The following is a 20,321-nucleotide window of genomic DNA, read 5'->3' as shown; positions in this document are numbered from 1 at the left end:
GTCAATCGCAAAACTGCAGGACATTGGCGCGGCTTTTTTCGCTCGGCGCGGTATGGTCCTGTTGCAGCCAGAACTGGCATTTTGGATTGGACAGATTGCGGCTGCTGCTGCGGGCCTGATCCATGCGTACCTGCTGCTCGTTCTTGCGCAGGTTCTCTTCATATTGTTCGAACAGCGGGCTCTGCGGCGGAATGTCCGGTACCGGTTGCACCACGGGCGGTTTGGCCAATTGCTCCACGGCGGCGGCCACTGGCGCCAGTTGCTCGCTGAAAAACAGGCGAGAGACGAGCCAGCAGGTCAGCGCGATGGCGAGAAATCCCAGCCACAATCCGAGGGCAATGCTGCCGATCAGTTGCAAGGCATTAGGCTGGATCTGCAACGTGCGGCGCGGAGTGGGACGAAAGGGCATGGCTGCCTCCTGGCGGATGGTCGCGGGATAGTGGCGATTGTCGCACGAAGATTAATCGCCGTCGGCTCTTCTGCGCGAGGTAATTTATGCGGACAATTGGTGCCTTTGCCAACGGGAATCCGCAATGCCTGAACTGAAAACCCGCTGGGATATTTTTTGCACCGTGGTCGACAACTTTGGCGACATCGGCGTGACCTGGCGCCTGGCACGACAACTGGTGGCCGAGTACCCGGTCGACGTGCGTTTGTGGGTCGATGACCTGCGCGCCTTCGAACGCCTGTGCCCCCAGATCGATATCCATGCGGCGCAGCAATCGCAGGCCGGTGTCGACGTGCGCCAATGGCCGGCAGCGTGGTTGGCCACCGAGGCGGCGGATGTGGTCATCGCCGCGTTCGCCTGCCAGTTGCCAAGTGCCTACATGGACGCCATGGCCGCACGGGAAAAACCGCCGCTGTGGATGAATCTCGACTATCTGAGCGCCGAGGATTGGGTGAGCGGTTGCCACGGTTTACCGTCGGTGAAATACAAAACGGTGCAGAAGTACTTCTTCTTCCCGGGATTCCACAAGGGCACCGGTGGTTTGTTGCGTGAAAAAGGATTGCTTGAGCGTCGACGGCAGTTTCAGCAAAGTCGCGAGGCGCAACGAGAATTCCTTCAAGGCCTGGGGATAGATCCGGCCCCGAATGCCCAACTGATTTCGCTGTTTGCCTATGAAAATACCGGGCTGTCGAGTTGGCTGGACGTGATGGCGGCTGATCCGTTACCTACGCATTTGCTGGTGCCCGAAGGGCGCATTCTCGGCGATGTCGAACGCTGGCTCGGTATTGAAGGGTTGGCAGCAGGCGCTCTGCATGTCCGCGACGGATTGACCGTTCAGGTGCTGCCGTTCGTCCGACAGGATCAATACGATCATTTGCTCTGGTGCTGCGATTTCAACGCTGTGCGTGGTGAAGATTCATTCGTCCGCGCTCAGTGGGCGGGCCGGCCAATGCTCTGGCACATCTATCAGCAGGAGGAAGACATCCACCTGGACAAGCTTGAAGCCTTTCTCGAGGTGTACACAAAAGGCCTGTCCGCCCCTGCCAGCGAGGCGATCAGCGGTCTTTGGCGCGCGTGGAATGCGGGGCATGATATGTCCGGCCACTGGCGCATGGCCCGCAAACACTGGCCAGAGCTGCAAAAACACGCCGAGGCGTGGTGTCTGGAACAAGCCTTGCAGGCTGATCTTGCCGCAGCGCTGGTACAGTTTTATGTAAATTGGATATGATACGCGGCCTAGATTTTTGTAAATCCCATCCAAATTCGGATATTCGTAATGAAAACTGGTAAAGAACTGAAACCCGGGATGGTGATCCGTCTCGAAAACGATCCTTGGCTGGTTCAGAAAGCTGAATTCACCAAGTCGGGTCGTAACAGCGCGATCATGAAGACCAAGCTGAAAAACCTGCTGACCGGTTACAAGACTGAAATCGTTTACAGCGCCGACGACAAACTGGACGACGTAATCCTCGACCGTAAAGAAGCGACCCTGTCCTTCATCAGCGGCGACGCCTACACGTTCATGGACACCACTGACTACACCATGTACGAGCTGAACGCTGAAGACATCGAAGCCGTTCTGCCTTTCGTTGAAGAAGGCATGACCGATGTTTGCGAAGCGATCTTCTTCGAAGAGCGTCTGGTTTCCGTAGAACTGCCGACCACTATCGTGCGTCAGGTTGACTACACCGAAGGTTCCGCTCGCGGTGACACGTCCGGCAAGGTGATGAAGCCTGCCAAACTGAAGAACGGTACCGAACTGTCGGTTGCTGACTTCATCGAAATCGGCGACATGATCGAGATCGATACCCGCGAAGGCGGTTCCTACAAAGGCCGTGCTAAATAAGCACTGCTTCAGGAATGAAAAAGCCCGGCCATTGAGCCGGGTTTTTTTATGCCTGAAAGGTGAAGATCATAAGATTCGCAGCCTCGTTTCACTCGACAGCTCCTACAAGTAAATGCAAAACCCATGTAGGAGCTGTCGAGCGAAGCGAGGCTGCGATGCTTTACTTCATTTCAAATGTTGCTTGAGTTCTTGCGACGCCTGCAGCATCGCGGAGCGCACCGCTGGCACCTGACTCACCACGTTAAGCAAACCGTAGTCGTGGATCATGCCGTTGTAGCGAACCGACGTGACCGGCACCCCGGCCTCATCGAGTTTACGGGCGTAAGCTTCACCTTCATCGCGCAGAACGTCGGCGCCCGCTGTCTGCACCAGCGCAGGTGGCAAGCCCTTCAGTTGTGCGGTGGTAGCCCGCAACGGCGAGGCGTAAATCTCATTACGCTGCTTGGCGTCGGTGGTGTAGTTGTCCCAGAACCACTTCATCATGTTTTTGGTGAGGAAGTGCCCCTCGGCGAACTGGTTGTAAGACGCCGTCTCGAAGCTCGCATCCGTCACCGGCCACAACAACACCTGGTATTTGATAGCCGGCGAGCCCTTGTCTTTGGCCATCAGCGCAACGACTGCCGCCATGTTGCCACCGACACTGTTGCCGGCCACGGCCAGGCGTTTGCCGTCGACGTTGATCTCTTTACCGTGCTCGGCCACCCATTGGGTCGCCGCATAAGCCTGATTGATCGCCACCGGGTAGTGCGCTTCCGGGGACGGGGTGTAATTGACGAACACCGCCGCAGCCCCTGAGCCGACTACCAGATCACGGACCAGTCGTTCGTGAGTCGGGAAGTCCCCCAATACCCAGCCACCGCCGTGGAAGAACATGAACACTGGCAACTCGCCCTTGACTCCGGCCGGCCGGACGATGGTCAGGCGCAGCGGTTGGCCGTCGACTTGAATGGTCTTCTCGCTGACATCGGCTCTTGGCAGCGTCAGTTTTACCCCGGATTGCGCACCCACCAGTATGGCGCGCGCGTCTTTGGGGGTGAGCTGTTCCATCGGTTTGCCGGTGCCGGCATTCAGAGCGTCGAGGAATGCCTGGGTGTTGTGTTCAACACCCTCGCCCGCGAACGCGTTACCGATGGACAGGGCGAGAAGGGTGCCGGTCAAGACTTTGCTGAAAGTGTTCATGTTCGTTTCCTGTACGGGCCTTGGGATCAACGGTTAGACGGTGACGTGCAGGCGCACATCGACGTTGCCACGGGTGGCGTTGGAGTACGGGCAGACCTGGTGGGCGGCGTCGACCAGGGCTTGCGCATCGGCTTGTTCCAGGCCTGGCAGGCTGATGTGCAGGTCGATGTCCAGGCCGAAACCGCCAGGGATTTGGCCGATGCCGACATGGGCAGTGATCGAGGCGTCGTTCGGGATGCTGCGTTTGGTCTGGCTGGCGACGAACTTCAGTGCGCCGATGAAGCAGGCGGAGTAGCCGGCTGCGAACAGTTGTTCAGGGTTAGTCGCTGCGCCGCCGGCACCACCGAGTTCTTTCGGGGTGGCAAGTTTGACGTCGAGGATGTTGTCGCTGGAAACAGCACGACCATCACGGCCACCGGTGGAAGTTGCGATTGCGGTGTAGAGAGTTTGCATGGTGTGAGCCTCATTTTGGTTTGGGCGTTTTGCGCTAAATGTTTGCGCGCTAAGTAAGTGCGAAATGAATGTACCGCGCAAGTATTTAGTGCGCAAGATAAAATTTTGAAAAAGTTGTATTCGAAATTTTGGCGGGTGATGTGAAGGGCCGAGCTAGAGCGGTTGAGGCGGGATTTTCAGGGGTGAAAATTTTTTCTGGGAGGGGGGCGAACGTGGCTGGAAGGGTCGCCACAAAACCAATGTGGGAGATTCTATGTTGCAGGGGAACCCTGCAGCCTTAAATTTGGCTGGTATTCGCTCTGGTTTTTCATGAGAGCGAATGCCACCCGGCATAGCTTGCGGGCGAGGATCACCAGGGCTTGGGTTTTTGCCAAGCCTCTGACGAGATAGGACTCATAGTACGGTTTCCAGGTGGCAGACCGACAAGCCGCCATCGCCGCGTTGTGAGCCAGGCGCCGCAGCTCCGTATCGCCTTTTTTGGACAGGTGGCGAGGGCTGTTCTTCTTGCCTGAATCCTTTGCTCGCAAGTCCATCCCCAAAAAAGCAATGAATGCATCGCCGTTGGCGAAGTGACCGCGCATGAATGCGGTCGCCAAGCCCATAGCCGTAAGCTCACCGATCCCCTCAATGGCTTTGCAGCGCTTGATGTTTTCGGTGATGCCTGCCTTTTTACTGACTTTGTGCAGTAATTTCTGGATGGCTTGCTCCGCTTGTTTGAAGGACTTCAATTGCCGGGCCAATTCATCCTTCAGAAGCGGTTCACCTGACCAACTCAGCGTCATGCCCACACGCACATTGATAAGCTCTGCGCGTCTATGAAGCAGACTTTTCAACACCTTGTAGGCCTGCGGAGGTGGACTCCAGAGGCGCAGTCGATCCTGCTCGCTAGACAGGTAACGCGCGAGCAGGCGCGCATCACAAGGGTCGGTTTTCGCCCGTTGGCCAATGCTTTCGCGGTAGTGGCTCAGACGATAAGCATCCACAACGTAAACCCGGTGTCCCATTTCATGGGCCAGTTCGACCGTGTCCAAGTGGTAAATGCTGGTGGCTTCCAAAGCAATTGAGCTTTGCGCAGGCAGAGCTTTGAGCCAACGCCCAAGAGTCTCTCGGTCGTTGTTGATGTGTTGAGTGGTTTGCATGTCTTCGCGGTAAGCGACGATTTCGGCCTTGGCTACATCGATACCGATTACCGTTGGCGAGGTAAGGATTGTCATGACGAATCCTCGGAGCTAGGGTTTAAGGGCTTGTCGGGGTTTACCCTTGCGCTGGCTTGCCTCTATCGTCGGTTTTACCGATGAATTCCTTATCGGCGCTTCGGGTAGAAGGGGCGGGACGAGAAGTCTCCCACGGTCCGTACTGGCTAGAGTCGGAATCGAGCTTTTAGTCCCGCCCACCCCTTCAAGTCTAAACATACAAGCGAGCTTGTTCGCGATAGCGGTGTATCAGTCAACATCAATGCCGAATGTCAGACCGCTATCGCGAGCAAGCTCGCTCCCACAGGGGATCCAGGTTGATTTGAATATCAGAGGCTGTCTTGCAGATTGCTGCGCAGCACTTGCAGTTCCGCCTGCAGCTTTTGCAGTCGCTCCAGCGTCATCCCGCTGGCGCCGAGGATGCACTGAGGAATGCTGCGCGCTTTTTCCCGCAAGGCGCGGCCCTGTTCGGTGAGTTCGACGATCACCACCCGTTCGTCTTCGCGACTGCGGGTGCGGCTGAGTAAACCTTCGACTTCCAGGCGTTTGAGCAGTGGCGTCAGGGAGCCGGGATCGGTCAGCAGGCGCGTGCTGATTTCACCTACGGTCAGACCATCGCGTTCCCACAACACCATCATCGCCAGGTATTGCGGATAGGTCAGGCCCAGCGCTTGCAACAGCGGCTTGTAGACCTTGGTCATCAGCAACGAAGTCGAGTGCAGGGCGAAACACGCCTGATTATCCAGCAGCAGGTGGTCGCAGTTATCCAGGGTGTCGCGTTCGGTGGTCATCTCAAAAGCCTTGATCGGTAATCTTCATGAATCTAGCGGGCGAATCTTTAATGCGCCAGATAATTTTCGACTAGTGGCGGTCCAGCGTGCTTTGCAGCGCCAGGTCCCACGGTGGAATCGGGCTGAAGCGCGTCTTCAAGTATTCCAGCAGCAAACGGCTGCGTGAGTTGGGCTGTTGCGCCAGCCGCAGCGCATAGATGCCGGCGGACTCAGGTTTGGGCAGGCCCTTTTCGCAGAACAGCGGCAGCAGTTCACCCCGCAGCAAGTATTCGCTTGCCAGCCAGGTCGGCAGGTGGGCAATACCCAGTCCGGCCAATGCGCCGCAGACCAGCGCCTCGGCATTGTTGGCGCTCATGCGGATCCGCGCCGGGCGGTGCAGATGCATCTGCCCATCGCGTTCGAAGCGCCAGGCGAAGGGCGGGGCCAAGCCGTCCCAATCGAGGCCGTCGTGATCGACTAACTGCGCAGGCTCGGTCGGCACTCCGCGGCGTTGTAAATAGTCCGGGCTGGCGCAGGCAATACGCACCATGCTTGCCAGCGGTGTGGCGACCAGGCGGGTGTCGGCCATTTGCCCGGCGCGCAGCACCAGATCGACCTTGCCCAGGTTCAAGCCTTGCATGTCGACAAAGCTGTCGATCAGGTGCAGTTGCACATCGAGGCCGGGGTAAAGCATCAGGAAGTCGGCAATTACCGGTGCCAAATGCCGGCGTCCGAACGCCGCGGGCGCATCCACTCTGATCAAGCCTTCCGGCGCACTGCTCAGGGACACCGCTTCGGCCCGGGCCAGCCGAAGCTCGGCGACAATTCGCCGCGCGCGCTCGGCAAAGGCCAGGCCTGCCGGGGTCGCCATGACGGCATGTGTACTGCGAATGAACAGCTGGCTACCGACGGCCTTTTCCAGGCTGTCGATGCGCCGCGCCACGGCCGAAGGGGTCAGCGGATGTCGGCGCGAGGCAGCAGAAAAACTCCCGGATTCCAGCACATCCAGAAAAAGCCCGAGCTGTTCGGTCAATTGATTGGGGTTCATGGGGTGTCCGCGCTTGTGCGAAGTTGGCACAGCCATTGTGCGTTGCTGTGCGTTTCCGCGCTATCGCCGACTGCGTAGGATGAACACCCTGACAAAAGGGAAATCGCTTGTGATCGAGTTCGTGATGTATCTGGTGTTTGGCGCGGCGTTGGGCACCCTCGGCGGGTTGTTCGGCATTGGTGGCGGCTTGATCGCCATTCCATTGTTGGGTGTGCTGTTCGGTCTCGATCAACAGATCGCCCAAGGCACGGCGCTGGTGATGGTGGTGCCCAATGTGATGCTGGCGCTGTGGCGCTATCACCAACGCAATCGCATCGAATTGCGTCACGCCTTGCCTTTGGCGTCGATGGGGTTCTGTTTTGCCTGGATCGGTTCGATCTGGGCGGTCGGCATCGATGCGCACACCATGCGGATCGGTTTTGTCGCGTTCCTGGTGGTCTTGTCGGCCTACAACCTGGTGCGAATGTTCGCTGCCAGCACGCCGGCCTCGGCGCAAATGCATTTCGCATGGCCATGGCTGGGCGTGCTTGGCGCAGCCTCCGGGACCATGGGCGGCTTGTTTGGAGTGGGTGGGGCGGTGGTGGCGACGCCGGTGCTGACCAGTGTGTTTGGCACCAGCCAGGTGGTGGCACAAGGCTTGTCGCTGGCGCTGGCCTTACCCAGTACCGGCGTCACCCTGGTGACCTACGCGGCGCACCATCAGGTGGACTGGCTGATCGGTGTGCCCTTGGCCGTCGGCGGTTTGATGAGCATCAGTTGGGGCGTGAAAATCGCCCACGCCCTGCCGGAGCGACTGCTGCGCGGGTTATTCTGCGGTTTTCTGGTGGGCTGTGCGGTGATGCTCGCGTTTAAAGTTTGAAGCCATCGACGATGTGTTCGGCCAGACACTCGGTGATCGGTGACGGGTTGTGCAGGTTGCGCACGAGCATGATGCAGGCTTCCGGCAACAGCGGCAGGTCTTCGGCGGCACCGAGAATGCGCATGTCCGGCGTGATCAGGCTTTCAAGTTGCGCGGTCACGGCCAGGCCGGCACTGACCACGGCCATCAACGCTGACAGGCTCGAACTGTTGTAGGCAATGCGGTATTCGCGGCCCATGGCATCCAGCGCATTACACGCCCACAAGCGGCAGAAACAATCACTGTTGAACATCGCCAGGGGCAGGGGCGTCTGCTCATGGGCGTTGAAACATTGCGCCTCGGCCCAGACGAAGCGCTCCTTGCGCAGCAACTGGCCAATTTCGGTGCCGGGCTCGCGGGTCACGATGGACAGGTCCAGATCCTGACGTTGCAGCAATTGTTTTGATGATTCGCAGTGAACCTCGATCTGGATCAGCGGATAGCTCTTGGCGAAGCGCGACAAAATGCCCGGCAGAAAGCGCATCACGTAATCGTCCGGCGTACCAATGCGCACGGTGCCAATCATGTGCGGTTCGCGCAGCGTATTGAAGACTTCGCTGTGAAGTTTGAGGATGCGCCGCGCATACCCCAGCAAAACCTGTCCTTCGGCGGTCAGCTTGACCTGACGCCCATCGCGTTCGAACAACTGGCGCTGCAAGACGTCCTCTTCCAGACGCTTCATTTGCATGCTCACCGCCGACTGCGTGCGATTGACCATTTCACCGGCGCGGGTAAATCCGCCCTGGTCGGCGATCGCGACAAAGGTGCGCAGCACATCGGTATCGATACTGGGGTACGCCGACATCCATCAATCTCCGAGATGGTTACCATCAGAAACATTCGTTGGATTGATCTTAACGCTGGCGCGAGACTTGGGCCATCCCCAACGGAGGACAACGAGATGAAAGGTCATAACGAGGTTGTAACGGAACAAAAATTCTCAACCCATGTGGTATCTGATCTGCTGCACAAGTTTAGTCGCTGGTACGAACTTCATCGTGAACGCGAGCTGCTGGCGAGTTTGAGCGATGAAGCACTGAAGGACATCGGTATGAGTCGTGCGGATGTGGAACATGAATCGGTCAGGCCGTTCTGGGATGATCCGATGCATAAATGATGAGGCCATTGCTACACAAACCCCTCTCTGGTGAGGTAGGTTGCGAGCAGACACGGAGGTATTCATGCCCGCAACGCTGTCCTTTTCCAACCAACAGGCTCGACGTCTGGCACTGGCTGCCCAAGGGTTTAACGGGTGCCAGCCGCCAGCGACGATCAAACCGGTGCAACTCAACCGACTGATCGAGCGGTTGGGCATCCTGCAGATCGATTCGGTCAATGCGTTGGTGCGTTCGCACTACCTTCCCTTGTTTTCCCGCCTCGGTAACTACTCCTCCGATTTGCTAGACCAGGCCGCCTGGAGTCAGGGTCGACGTCGCACGCTGTTTGAATATTGGGGACATGAAGCCTCGTTGCTGCCGTTATCACTGTATCCGCTGATGCGTTGGCGCATGCAGCGCGCAACGCGTGGTGAAGATATCTATCAGCAACTGGCGAGTTTCGGGCGCGAGCAGCAGGACACGATCCGCCGGGTATTGGCCTCGGTTGAACAACTGGGGGCGTTGGGTGCGGGAAGCTTGTCGACCCGTCAGGAACGGGCAGGGCCGTGGTGGGACTGGAGCGCTGAAAAGCATGCCCTGGAATGGTTGTTTGCCGCCGGAGAAGTGACGGTTGCCGGCCGCCGTGGTTTCGAACGACTTTATGATTTGCCCGAGCGAGTGATTCCTTCGGCGATTCTGCAGCAGCCATTGCTCAGCGAAGCCGAGGCTCAGCGTGGGTTGTTATTGCACGCAGCAACGGCATTGGGCGTCGGAACGGAAAAGGACCTGCGCGACTATTTTCGTTTGAGCCCGACCGACAGCCGTCCGCGTCTGGCGGAACTGGTCGAGGCCGGGGCGTTGCTGACCTGCCAGGTGCAAGGCTGGCGGCAACCGGCTTATTGCCTGCCTGAGCCGAAAGTACCGCGCAAGGTCGAGGCCAGTGCGTTGCTTTCACCGTTTGACTCGCTGGTCTGGGAACGCAGTCGCACCGAGCGGCTGTTCGACTTTCGTTATCGGCTGGAAATTTACACGCCGCAAGACAAGCGTGTTTACGGGTATTACGTGCTGCCGTTCTTGCACAACGAACGGATTGCCGCACGCGTGGATCTGCGGGCTGAGCGGGCGTTGGGGCGGCTGGCGGTGCACGCCGTGCATGAAGAAGAGCCGGGGCTGGATGACGAAGGGATGCACGCTTTGGCTATCAATCTGCGGCAGATGGCGGATTGGTTGGGGCTTGCGCAGGTGCAGTTGAATTGTCAGCGGGTGAGTGCCAGCAGGTTAAGAGTGGCATTGGCTCAATTCAGTGGTGTTTGAGATGGCGCAATCGCGAGCAAGCTTTGCTCCTACAGGTTGAGGTCAACTCAAAACCTGTAGGAGCAAGGCTTGCCCGCGATGGGCTCAACGCGGTTTAGCGCCGAACCTGCTTCAGCGTCTCGGCAATCAAAAACGCCAATTCCAGCGACTGATCAGCGTTCATCCGCGGATCGCAATGGGTGTGATACCGATCCGACAGCCCGTCCTCGGTAATCGGCCGAGCGCCGCCAATGCATTCGGTGACGTTCTGCCCGGTCATCTCGATGTGAATACCACCGGCATAACTGCCTTCAGCTTCGTGCACCTGGAAGAACTGCTTCACCTCGCCCAGGATCTGCGCGAAGTCGCGGGTCTTGTAGCCGCTGCTCGCCTTGATGGTGTTGCCGTGCATCGGGTCGGAGCTCCACAGCACCTGCTTGCCTTCGCGCTGCACGGCGCGAATCAGCTGCGGCAGGTGATCGCCGACCTTGTTGGCACCCATCCGCGCAATCAGGTTCAGGCGGCCCGGATCGTTGTCCGGGTTCAGCACATCGATCAGGCGAACCAAGTCTTCAGGGTTCATGCTCGGGCCGACCTTGACCCCGATCGGGTTATTCACCCCGCGCAGGAACTCAACGTGCGCACCATCGAGCTGACGGGTGCGATCGCCGATCCACAGCATGTGCGCCGAGCAATCGTAGTAATCGTTGGTCAGGCTGTCGCGACGCACGAAGGCTTCTTCGTAGTTCAGCAGCAACGCTTCGTGGGCGGTGAAGAAACTGGTTTCGCGCAGCTGCGGTGAAGTGTCCATGCCGCAGGCGCGCATGAACGCCAGGGTTTCATCGATGCGATTGGCCAGGTGGCTGTACTTCTCGGCCAGCGCCGAGTTGGCGATGAAGTCCAGGTTCCACTTGTGCACCTGATGCAGGTCGGCAAACCCGCCTTGAGCGAAAGCGCGCAACAGGTTCAGGGTGGCGGTGGACTGGTGGTAGGACTGGAGCAGGCGCTCCGGGTCCGGCACGCGGCTTTTCTCGTCGAAACCGATGCCGTTGACGATGTCGCCACGGTAAGCAGGCAGCGTCACGCCGTCGATGGTTTCGTCATTGGCGGAGCGCGGTTTGGCAAATTGCCCGGCCATGCGCCCGACTTTGACCACCGGGCAACCGGCGGCAAAGGTCATGACGATCGCCATTTGCAGCAAGACTTTAAAGGTGTCGCGAATTTTCGCGGCCGAGAACTCGGCGAAACTTTCGGCGCAATCGCCACCTTGCAACAGGAACGCGCGGCCTTGGGTGACCTCGGCAAACTGACGGCGCAACTCCCGGGCTTCACCGGCAAACACCAGTGGCGGATAGCTGGCCAGGGTTTGCTCTACCTGCTGCAAATGCGCAGCGTCAGGGTAGAGGGGTTGTTGCTGGATCGGCAAGGCGCGCCAGCTGTCAGGGCTCCAGGGTTGGCTCATCACGTTCTCTAGTGTTTTACGCTCGGACGGTCATGTTATCAGCAATTAGTGCGTGACCTGTTCCCGTCGCTTCGCGGACAATCGCGCCTTTGCCGCGCGCCTCGCGGTTTAAGTGCGCTGCTGTTTATTGCATGCAGGCCCGGTAACGATTCAGGAGACGAAATGACTGAGGAGCGCGTCGAGCATTTGCTCGCCGAGGTACAGGATGAGTTCGGCGTGATACGCGTGCTGGAAGTGGCCGATTACCGCTTTCTCGAGTTCGGTGACGCCATTGAACAGAGCTGCGTGTTTACCGCTGATCCGAGCTGGCTCGAGTACGACTACACCCGGGCGATGCTGATTGGCGCGTTGTGCCACGAACAACCGGAAAGCGCGCTGTTTCTGGGCCTTGGTGCGGGCACGTTGACTCAGGCCTGCCTCAAGTTCCTGCCGCTGGAAGATGTCGAGGCGATCGAATTGCGCCCCGACGTCCCGCGCCTGGCAATCGAATACCTTGGGCTGGATGATGATCCGCGCCTGTATATCCGCGTCGGCGATGCCCTGGAACTGCTCGATACCGCTGAGTCGGCGGACTTGATTTTCGTCGACCTTTATACCGATGTCGGGCCTGGTGTCGGGCATCTGGCCTGGAGCTTCCTGGAGAACTGTCAGAAGCGCCTGAATCCGGGTGGCTGGCTGGTGATCAATCAGTGGGCCACCGACGACGGCAAACCGTTGGGTGCGGCGTTGCTGCGCGGGCTTTATCACCGGCACTACTGGGAGCTGCCGGTGAAGGAGGGCAATGTGATTTTGATCGTGCCTTCGGAGCTGGATCAGGTGCTGGACATGGACGGCTTGATGGCCCGGGCGGAAGGATTGGCGCCGCAATTGGGTTATTCGTTGCAGTCGTTGATCAAGGCGATTCGTCCGGCGACATAATGTGTTGTCTGCAATGGCCTCATCGCGGGCAAGCCTTGCTCCCACAGGGGGACGCGCAACCTGTAGGAGCATGGCTTGCCCGTGATGGCATTATCCGCATCAACACAAATCTCAGACGCCTTTGAAGATCCCGGGTCGCTTCTCAATCATCGACCGCACACCTTCCTTGGCATCCTCACTGTTCAACAACTTCTTCACCATCGCCGGCAAGCCCTGTGCCGCAGCGGTTTCTCCTTCATAGCGCGCCTGCCGGGCAGACATCAGCGTCGCCTGTACCCCGAGCGGTGCCTGTCGGGCAATCCGCTCGGCCAATTCAATCGCCCTTGGCAGTAAGTCCTCGCTGGCCATGACTTCCTGCACCAGCCCCAGACGCAAGGCGTCATGCGCATCGAACTCATCCCCGGTCAGCAACCAGCGCATGGCATTGCCCCAGCCAGCCAATTGATGCATGCGCAAAGTGGCGCCGCCGAACGGGAAGATTCCGCGCTGGACTTCCATTTGGGCGAAGCGGGTGTTGCTGGCGCACAGGTTGATGTCGGCGGCCAGCATCAACTCGATGCCGATGGTCAGGCAATAACCCTGAGCGGCCACTATCACCGGTTTGCTGACGCGGGGGCCAGCAAAAACACCCCACGGATCGCAGCCTCCTGCCGGTGCTTGCCAGCCTTCGGCCAATGCCGCGCTGGCGTTGACCAGATCGAGCCCGGCGGTGAAGTGTTCCCCATGGCCAAACACCACGGCCACCCGCGCCTCGTTGTCCGCTTCGAACTCGCCATAGGCCAGGCTCAGCTCGTTGAGCAGGTCGAGATCAAAGGCGTTGCGTTTGGCGACCCGATCCAGGCCGATCAGCAGCACATGGTCACGTCGTTCACGGGTTACACGACTGGAGCAGGGCTGATTCATGCTGCATTTCCTCGGGAGGGAAGGGTGTGTCAGACCTCAGGTCTGCGTGATAACAGTGAACCGTTTTAGCGCCATCGCCAGCAGGGCCGGGCCTTTGAAAAATAGACTGCTGCACGATTATCCGCAAAGCCTGTGACACAACGGTGTATCCGTCAGTTTTCCGACAAATAATGCTCCCTTTTTGGGCGAATTCCGGTATAGTGCGCGCCGGCCTTTAACCGGGCCGCGTTTAGGTAGCGCAATTCCCCGAAGTCAGCTTCGGCTGCACGTCCGCACAGCGGACTCTTCCTTGACGAATCTTTTTCATTCATTCGTTTTCGCAAATCCCCGCCGACAAAGCAGCCAGGGCGACTCTTGAGTCTTACACGGCATGCGCAGCTTTGGAGCATGGGTCTTTGCGGATGCACTTAGAGGCAGACCCATGACCCAGGAAACCGGCGGCTTCGCCGCTTTTAATCTTAATCCGAATATTCTTGCAGCCGTCATTGCGACTGGCTACGAAGAGCCTTCGGCTATTCAGCAGCAATCGATCCCGATCATCATGGCCGGCCAGGACATGATTGGTCAGGCGCAAACCGGTACGGGTAAAACCGCCGCGTTCGCTTTGCCTATCCTGCATTGCATCGATCCTGCCAAGCGCGAGCCGCAAGCCCTGATCCTGGCGCCAACCCGTGAGTTGGCGCTGCAAGTAGCAACCGCTTTCGAAACCTATGCCAAGCAAATGCCGGGCGTTACCGTTGTGGCCGTTTACGGCGGCGCCCCTATGGGTCCACAACTGAAAGCAATCCGTAATGGCGCACAGATCGTTGTCGCCACTCCGGGCCGTCTGTGCGACCACCTGCGTCGTGACGAAAAAGTCCTGTCGACCGTGAATCACCTGGTCCTCGACGAAGCTGACGAAATGCTCAAACTGGGTTTCATGGACGACCTCGAAGTTATCTTCAAGGCCTTGCCTGCAACCCGTCAGACCGTATTGTTCTCGGCCACCCTGCCGCAGTCGATCCGTGCCATTGCCGAACGCCATCTGCGCGATCCGCAACACGTGAAGATCCAGACCAAGACTCAGACCGTTACCGCGATCGAACAGGCTCACCTGTTGGTTCACGCTGACCAGAAGACCTCGGCTGTATTGAGCCTGCTGGAAGTGGAAGATTTCGACGCCCTGATCATGTTCGTGCGCACCAAGCAAGCGACCCTGGACCTGGCCAGCGCCCTGGAAGCCAAAGGCTACAAAGCCGCTGCGCTGAACGGTGACATTGCCCAGAACCAGCGTGAGCGCGTGATCGACTCCCTCAAGGATGGCCGTCTGGACATCGTTGTGGCGACCGACGTTGCTGCTCGTGGCCTGGACGTTCCGCGCATCACTCACGTGTTCAACGTTGACATGCCGTACGATCCGGAATCCTACGTTCACCGTATCGGCCGTACCGGTCGTGCCGGTCGCGAAGGTCGTGCACTGCTGCTGGTGACTCCACGTGAGCGCCGCATGCTGCAAGTGATCGAGCGTGTAACGGGTCAAAAGGTTGCTGAAGTTCGCCTGCCGGACGCTCAGGCCGTTCTCGATGCCCGCATCAAGAAACTGACCAACAGCCTGTCGCCGCTGGTTGGCGATGCCGAATCGACTCACGGTGATCTGCTGGATCGCCTGACTGCCGACATCGGTTGCACTCCGCGTGCACTGGCCGCTGCTCTGCTGCGCAAGGCAACCAACGCTCAGGCGCTGACCCTGGCCGCGATCGAGAAAGAACGTCCATTGGTGCCGAACAACGCTCCGCGCGGTGATCGTCCAGAGCGTACTGGTGATCGTCCGGACCGTGGTGATCGTGAGCGTCGTGCTCCGGTTCCATTGGCTGAAGGTCGTGCTCGTTGCCGTACCGCGCTGGGTGCGCGTGACGGTATCGCTGCCAAGAACCTGCTGGGCGCCATCCTGAACGAAGGTGGCCTGGCTCGTGAAGCGATCGGTCGCATCCAGGTGCGCGACAGCTTCAGCCTCGTCGAGTTGCCGGAAGATGGTCTGGAGAAGCTCCTGACCAAACTGAAGGACACTCGCGTTGCCGGTAAGCAGTTGAAGCTGCGTCGCTATCGCGAAGATTAATCCGCTCTTGAGCTGATTGATCGCACATAAAAAATCCCCGACTGGTTCGGGGATTTTTTTTGCCTGCGTGATCAGCCGAAGCGATAAATGTCCATGCCCAGCGCCCCCATGGTGAAACCCTGGTGAGCAACGCTGAACTCGCCCCCGGCACTGCGGGCGAAATACAGTGGCAGTAAATGCTCGTCGCTAGGGTGGTTGCGCACTGCGTTTGGCGCTTGCTGGCGATAATCGTGCAGGGCCGTTTCGTCGTTGGCGGCCAGTTTCTCTACGATCCAGTCGCGAAATGCCTTGGCCCAGGGCTCGACGCTTTCCGGGCCGGCCTGCCAATCCAGTTCGCGCAGGTTATGGGTGATGCTTCCGGAGCCGATCAGCAGCACGCCGTGTTCACGCAGGCTGGCCAGCGCGTGGCCAACACGGGTTTGCAGGGCAGGGCCGCCACGGGTGGGCAATGAGACTTGCACCACCGGGATATCGGCTTGCGGGTACATCAAGGTCAAAGGCACCCACGCTCCGTGGTCGAAGGGGCGCTTGGTATCGATGCGCGCCGGCAGGTCGGCGGCCTTCAGCAATTCGACGACGTCCGCTGCCAATTGAGGATTTCCGGGGGCCGGGTATTGAACGTCGAACAGCGCTTGTGGGAAGCCACCGAAGTCGTGCCAGGTTTCCGGTTGTGGATGGCCGCTCACCAGCAGTTCGTGGCTTTCCCAGTGCGCGGAAACAATAACGATAGCCTTGGGTTTCGGCAATTCTGCGGCCAGGCGCGCAAGGGCTGGCCCGCTGGCGCCGGGTTTCAGGGCCAGCATGGGGGAGCCGTGGGAAATGTACAGGCTGGGGAACATGAATCAGCTCCTGAGAGTAAGATGGCTCCATCTTCAGTCAGATCATTGATCTAAATCTAATATAAGTTTTAGCGTCTTTTGATCGAATTTTTGGGATTAATTATGCAGCCGGAGTTTTGGCACAAGCGGTGGACGACGAATCAGATCGGCTTTCATCTGCCGGAAGTGAATCCTTATCTGCAGCGGCACTGGCCGCAATTGGGCCTGGAAGAGGGCGTGCGCGTATTGGTGCCACTGTGTGGGAAAAGTCTGGATCTGTTGTGGCTGGGAGGATGCGGTCACGAGGTGTTGGGCATTGAGTTGTCCGAAAAGGCGGTGGAAGACTTTTTTCGCGAGCATCAATTAGATCCGGACGTCAGCGATCAAGGCCCCTTCACTGTCTATCGGGCTGGTTCGATCGAGGTCTGGTGCGGTGATTTCTTCGCATTGACCGCCGGCGACGTTGCTGACTGCAGCGCGTTGTATGATCGTGCCGCGTTGATTGCACTGCCGCCGGCAATGCGCGAGCAGTATGCCGCTCACCTGAACCGGATTTTGCCGAAGGAGTCTCAGGGGTTGTTGATCACCCTGGATTACGACCAGGCGCAAATGGACGGCCCCCCGTTTGCTGTGCTGGATGACGAAGTGCAGCGCTTATTGGGCGGATCGTGGAAACTGAAGATTCTGGAAGATCAGGACGTGTTGAGTGAGAGCGGGAAGTTTCTCGACGCAGGCGTCACTCGACTTGAAGAGCGGGTGTATCGAGTGTCCAGTCGAGGAATAAAATAGACAAAAAAAGGCCCGCATTTCTACGGGCCTTGTTTTATTGCTGAACGATCAGCGCTGAAGACGATGCAGGGCGTTGATACGTTCTTCCAGCGGTGGGTGGCTCATGAACATCCGGGCGAACCCTTGTTTGATGCCACCGTTGATGCCGAAGGCGTTCAGGGTGTCCGGCATGTGCACCGGCAGACCCTGTTCGGCGCGCAGGCGTTGCAGGGCGCCGATCATCGCGGCAGTACCGGCCAGGCGTGCACCGGCTTCGTCTGCACGGAATTCACGCTTGCGCGAGAACCACATGACGATGGAGCTGGCCAGAATGCCCAGGACCAGTTCGGCGAAGATGGTTGCCACGTAGTAGGCAATGCCTTGGCCTTCTTCGTTCTTGAAGATCACCTTGTCGACAAAGTTGCCGATGATCCGTGCGAAGAACATTACGAAGGTGTTCACCACGCCCTGAATCAACGCCAGGGTGACCATGTCGCCGTTGGCCACGTGGCCAATTTCGTGGGCCAGAACGGCTTTCACTTCATCGGGCGAGAAACGCTCCAGTAACCCCTGGCTGACCGCGACCAGTGCGTCGTTCTTGTTCCAGCCCGTGGCGAAAGCGTTCGCCTCATAGGCCGGGAAAATCCCGACTTCAGGCATCTTGATCCCGGCTTCCCGGGACAATTGCTCGACGGTTTGCAGCAGCCATTGCTCGTGACGGGTGCGCGGCTGGGTGATGATCTGGGTGCTGGTGCTCATCTTCGCCATCCACTTGGAGATGAACAGCGAGAACAGCGAACCGGCAAAACCAAAGACCGCACAGAAAATCAGCAGCTGATTGAGGTTCAGATCAACCCCGTTGGCCGCCATGAACCCGTTGAAGCCAAAAAGGCTCAGGGTGATGCTGGCAATCAGCACGACCGCCAGGTTAGTGGCCAAAAACAGCAGGATGCGCATCATGGTTGTAGAAGTCTCCTCGTGCTAAAGATGTAGCGTACTGCGGGGTATATAAGGTGATGCACCGGGCTATTCAACCGGGTGACTATTTCAAACTGTGTCCTACATCAACACTTTAGTCAGTTGCAGGGCTTTTCCGACTTTTTTGCAGGAGATTTTTGTAGGCCTAATGCAGTCGCTACCCCCGCCATTGTTAGGCGAGAGCGGGAGGTGTGTCATCAGCCGTCGGTTCGAGTGGTGAAAGCCGGCCGGGACAGCAGATATGTTGCTGAATCAATCAACGTGCGACTTTAACCCAAAGTCGCACGTAGACCCGCCGCTTACTGGCGATAGGTCTTGAGGAAGCCGCCGATACGTCCGATGGCCATCTCCAGCTCATCCACTCGCGGCAGGGTCACCACACGGAAGTGGTCCGGCCAAGGCCAATTGAAGGCCGTGCCCTGAACAATCAACAGCTTCTCGGAGAGCAGCAGGTCGAGGACGAACTTCTCATCGTTGTGGATCGGGCAGACTTTCGGGTCGATCCGCGGGAACGCATACAGCGCGCCCATCGGCTTGACGCAGCTCACGCCCGGAATGTCGTTGAGCAGTTCCCAGGTGCGATTTCGCTGTTCCAGCAAGCGGCCCTGTGGCAGTACCAGATCATTGATGCTCTGGTAGCCGCCCAATGCGGTCTGGATCGCGTGCTGGCTCGGCACGTTGGCACACAGGCGCATGTTCGCCAGCATGTCGATGCCTTCGATGTAGCTTTGGGCGTGGTGTTTCGGGCCGGAGATGGCGATCCAGCCGGAACGGAAGCCCGCCACGCGATAGGACTTGGACAGACCATTGAACGTCAGGCACAGCAGGTCCGGAGCCAGGGAGGCGGTGCAAATGTGCACGGCATCGTCGTACAGGATCTTGTCGTAGATTTCGTCGGAGAACACCACCAGGTTGTGCTGGCGGGCCAGTTCCAGCATGCCCAGCAGGACTTCCTTGGAATAGACGGCGCCGGTCGGGTTGTTCGGGTTGATGATCACCAGGGCCTTGGTGTTCGGCGTGATCTTGGCCTTGATGTCGGCCAGGTCCGGCCACCAGTTGGCTTGCTCGTCGCACAGGTAATGCACCGGGTTGCCACCCGACAGGCTGACCGCGGCCGTCCACAGCGGATAGTCCGGGGCCGGCACCAGTACTTCGTCGCCATTGTTGAGCAGGGCCTGCATCGACATCACGATCAGTTCGGAAACGCCGTTGCCCAGGTAGATGTCTTCGATGCCGACGCCTTCCACCTGCTTTTGCTGGTAGTACTGCATCACGGCCTTGCGCGCACTGAACAGGCCCTTGGAGTCGCTGTAGCCCTGGGCCGTCGGCAGATTGCGGATTACGTCCTGAAGGATTTCATCCGGCGCTTCGAAACCAAACGGTGCCGGGTTGCCGATGTTCAGCTTGAGGATGCGATGACCTTCCTCCTCCAGGCGTTTGGCGTGCTTGAGCACTGGGCCGCGAATGTCGTAGCAGACGTTGGCGAGCTTGTTCGATTTGCTGACCTGCATGGCGATGTGTTCCCGAAAATGAACGATCCAGGCGGCGTATGAACAACCGTGCTGGGAATCCTGCGTATTCACACAGGCCTGACGCCTTCAGTGGCGGCACTCATAAATCCGTTTGAATGCGCGTGGTCTGGCTGCCAGACTGGCGTTTGACGAGGCGCAATCATACGTGCCGCCCGATCCGTGGAAAAGGTACAGATCGGGCTTTTTCAGCTGCTGAGGTGTGATGATGGAAAAGTTGGAAAAAACCCTGGAAGAATGGAGAGCAATGCTCGATCCAGAGCAGTACAACGTGTGCCGTCTCAAAGGCACCGAGCGACCGTTCTCGGGCAAATACAACGCAACCAAAACTGACGGTGTCTACCACTGCATCTGCTGTAACGAGCCGCTGTTCGACTCCAGGACCAAGTTTGACTCTGGCTGCGGCTGGCCGAGCTTCTACGCGCCGATTGGCGACAGCGCGATGACCGAAATCCGCGATGTCAGCCACGGCATGATCCGCACCGAGGTGGTCTGCGCCAAATGCGATGCGCACTTGGGGCACGTATTCCCGGATGGCCCGCCGCCGACCGGCCTGCGTTATTGCATCAACTCGGTGTGCCTGGACCTGGTGCCGCGCGAATAATGTGAGCCCTGTAGGAGCACG

Annotated in this window: 21 protein-coding genes; 9 read left to right on the top strand and 12 right to left on the bottom strand. The window is 58.6% G+C overall.

Going from position 1 to position 20,321, the window contains the following annotated elements; all coding sequences use genetic code 11:
• Position 1 precedes the first annotated feature (1 nt).
• A complete protein-coding gene (locus tag C7534_RS22885) occupies positions 2-409 on the bottom strand; it encodes a hypothetical protein (protein WP_077431598.1) in 408 nt (135 codons plus the stop codon).
• Positions 410-533: 124 nt separating this feature from the next.
• On the opposite strand from C7534_RS22885, the gene earP reads away from it, so the two are divergent.
• Complete coding sequence (earP, locus tag C7534_RS22880) at positions 534-1,676, top strand: elongation factor P maturation arginine rhamnosyltransferase EarP (protein WP_109787129.1); 1,143 nt, start codon at positions 534-536, stop codon at positions 1,674-1,676.
• Between the two features lie 48 nt (positions 1,677-1,724).
• On the top strand, positions 1,725-2,294 hold the full coding sequence (locus tag C7534_RS22875; RefSeq protein ID WP_046031806.1) for an elongation factor P: 570 nt from the start codon (positions 1,725-1,727) through the stop codon (positions 2,292-2,294).
• Positions 2,295-2,459: 165 nt separating this feature from the next.
• On the opposite strand, the gene C7534_RS22870 is transcribed toward C7534_RS22875, so the two are convergent.
• From C7534_RS22870 to C7534_RS22850, 5 genes are all read right to left on the bottom strand, one after another.
• A complete protein-coding gene (locus C7534_RS22870) occupies positions 2,460-3,473 on the bottom strand; it encodes an alpha/beta hydrolase (RefSeq protein WP_109787128.1) in 1,014 nt (337 codons plus the stop codon).
• Between the two features lie 33 nt (positions 3,474-3,506).
• Positions 3,507-3,926, bottom strand: coding sequence for an organic hydroperoxide resistance protein (locus C7534_RS22865; protein WP_046031808.1), 420 nt, complete (start codon positions 3,924-3,926; stop codon positions 3,507-3,509).
• Between the two features lie 251 nt (positions 3,927-4,177).
• Complete coding sequence (locus C7534_RS22860; protein WP_046031124.1) at positions 4,178-5,140, bottom strand: IS110 family transposase; 963 nt, start codon at positions 5,138-5,140, stop codon at positions 4,178-4,180.
• Between the two features lie 308 nt (positions 5,141-5,448).
• A complete protein-coding gene (locus C7534_RS22855; RefSeq protein WP_046032417.1) occupies positions 5,449-5,910 on the bottom strand; it encodes a MarR family winged helix-turn-helix transcriptional regulator in 462 nt (153 codons plus the stop codon).
• Positions 5,911-5,980: 70 nt separating this feature from the next.
• Positions 5,981-6,937: a LysR family transcriptional regulator gene (locus tag C7534_RS22850; protein ID WP_109787127.1), complete on the bottom strand. Its 957-nt coding sequence runs from the start codon at positions 6,935-6,937 to the stop codon at positions 5,981-5,983.
• Positions 6,938-7,046: 109 nt separating this feature from the next.
• Here C7534_RS22850 and C7534_RS22845 point away from each other — a divergent pair, with 109 nt between their 5' ends.
• Positions 7,047-7,796 (top strand): sulfite exporter TauE/SafE family protein, encoded by a 750-nt coding sequence (locus tag C7534_RS22845; RefSeq protein WP_109787126.1) that lies wholly within the window; start codon positions 7,047-7,049, stop codon positions 7,794-7,796.
• On the opposite strand, the gene C7534_RS22840 is transcribed toward C7534_RS22845, so the two are convergent.
• Positions 7,786-8,640 (bottom strand): LysR substrate-binding domain-containing protein, encoded by an 855-nt coding sequence (locus C7534_RS22840; RefSeq protein WP_046032414.1) that lies wholly within the window; start codon positions 8,638-8,640, stop codon positions 7,786-7,788. The two genes, C7534_RS22845 and C7534_RS22840, sit on opposite strands and share 11 nt — an antisense overlap.
• A 96-nt stretch (positions 8,641-8,736) precedes the next feature.
• Here C7534_RS22840 and C7534_RS22835 point away from each other — a divergent pair, with 96 nt between their 5' ends.
• On the top strand, positions 8,737-8,952 hold the full coding sequence (locus C7534_RS22835) for a DUF1127 domain-containing protein (protein ID WP_046032413.1): 216 nt from the start codon (positions 8,737-8,739) through the stop codon (positions 8,950-8,952).
• Positions 8,953-9,016: 64 nt separating this feature from the next.
• Positions 9,017-10,246, top strand: coding sequence for a winged helix-turn-helix domain-containing protein (locus C7534_RS22830; protein ID WP_109787125.1), 1,230 nt, complete (start codon positions 9,017-9,019; stop codon positions 10,244-10,246).
• A 94-nt stretch (positions 10,247-10,340) separates the two neighbouring features.
• Here C7534_RS22830 and C7534_RS22825 read toward each other — a convergent pair whose 3' ends face one another.
• Positions 10,341-11,687 carry a class II 3-deoxy-7-phosphoheptulonate synthase gene (locus C7534_RS22825; protein WP_109787124.1) on the bottom strand — a complete coding sequence of 449 codons (1,347 nt, stop codon included), beginning with the start codon at positions 11,685-11,687 and terminating at the stop codon, positions 10,341-10,343.
• 162 nt (positions 11,688-11,849) lie between these two features.
• Between C7534_RS22825 and C7534_RS22820 the strand changes: the two genes are divergently transcribed.
• On the top strand, positions 11,850-12,605 hold the full coding sequence (locus tag C7534_RS22820) for a spermidine synthase (protein WP_046032410.1): 756 nt from the start codon (positions 11,850-11,852) through the stop codon (positions 12,603-12,605).
• A gap of 111 nt (positions 12,606-12,716) precedes the next feature.
• On the opposite strand, the gene C7534_RS22815 is transcribed toward C7534_RS22820, so the two are convergent.
• Positions 12,717-13,508 carry a crotonase/enoyl-CoA hydratase family protein gene (locus tag C7534_RS22815; RefSeq protein WP_046032409.1) on the bottom strand — a complete coding sequence of 264 codons (792 nt, stop codon included), beginning with the start codon at positions 13,506-13,508 and terminating at the stop codon, positions 12,717-12,719.
• Between the two features lie 421 nt (positions 13,509-13,929).
• Between C7534_RS22815 and C7534_RS22805 the strand changes: the two genes are divergently transcribed.
• Positions 13,930-15,603, top strand: a complete 1,674-nt coding sequence (locus C7534_RS22805; RefSeq protein ID WP_046032408.1) for a DEAD/DEAH box helicase — start codon at positions 13,930-13,932, stop codon at positions 15,601-15,603.
• A 71-nt stretch (positions 15,604-15,674) separates the two neighbouring features.
• Here C7534_RS22805 and C7534_RS22800 read toward each other — a convergent pair whose 3' ends face one another.
• A complete protein-coding gene (locus C7534_RS22800) occupies positions 15,675-16,442 on the bottom strand; it encodes a DODA-type extradiol aromatic ring-opening family dioxygenase (protein WP_046032407.1) in 768 nt (255 codons plus the stop codon).
• Between the two features lie 102 nt (positions 16,443-16,544).
• On the opposite strand from C7534_RS22800, the gene C7534_RS22795 reads away from it, so the two are divergent.
• Entirely contained in the window at positions 16,545-17,210 is a 666-nt protein-coding gene (locus tag C7534_RS22795) for a thiopurine S-methyltransferase (protein WP_109787123.1), read from the top strand.
• Between the two features lie 48 nt (positions 17,211-17,258).
• Here the strand turns inward: C7534_RS22795 and htpX are convergent, their stop codons facing one another.
• Positions 17,259-18,149 carry a protease HtpX gene (htpX, locus tag C7534_RS22790; RefSeq protein WP_027925729.1) on the bottom strand — a complete coding sequence of 297 codons (891 nt, stop codon included), beginning with the start codon at positions 18,147-18,149 and terminating at the stop codon, positions 17,259-17,261.
• Between the two features lie 317 nt (positions 18,150-18,466).
• Positions 18,467-19,678, bottom strand: coding sequence for a pyridoxal phosphate-dependent aminotransferase (locus tag C7534_RS22785; RefSeq protein ID WP_109787122.1), 1,212 nt, complete (start codon positions 19,676-19,678; stop codon positions 18,467-18,469).
• A gap of 226 nt (positions 19,679-19,904) precedes the next feature.
• On the opposite strand from C7534_RS22785, the gene msrB reads away from it, so the two are divergent.
• Positions 19,905-20,300 (top strand): peptide-methionine (R)-S-oxide reductase MsrB, encoded by a 396-nt coding sequence (msrB, locus tag C7534_RS22780; RefSeq protein WP_077432199.1) that lies wholly within the window; start codon positions 19,905-19,907, stop codon positions 20,298-20,300.
• Positions 20,301-20,321 lie beyond the last annotated feature (21 nt).

This window comes from Pseudomonas sp. OV226, assembly GCF_003148705.1.
Lineage (GTDB): Bacteria > Pseudomonadota > Gammaproteobacteria > Pseudomonadales > Pseudomonadaceae > Aquipseudomonas.
The sequence above is the reverse complement of the archived record's forward strand: the minus strand, read 5'-3'. Positions and strand labels throughout refer to the sequence as shown.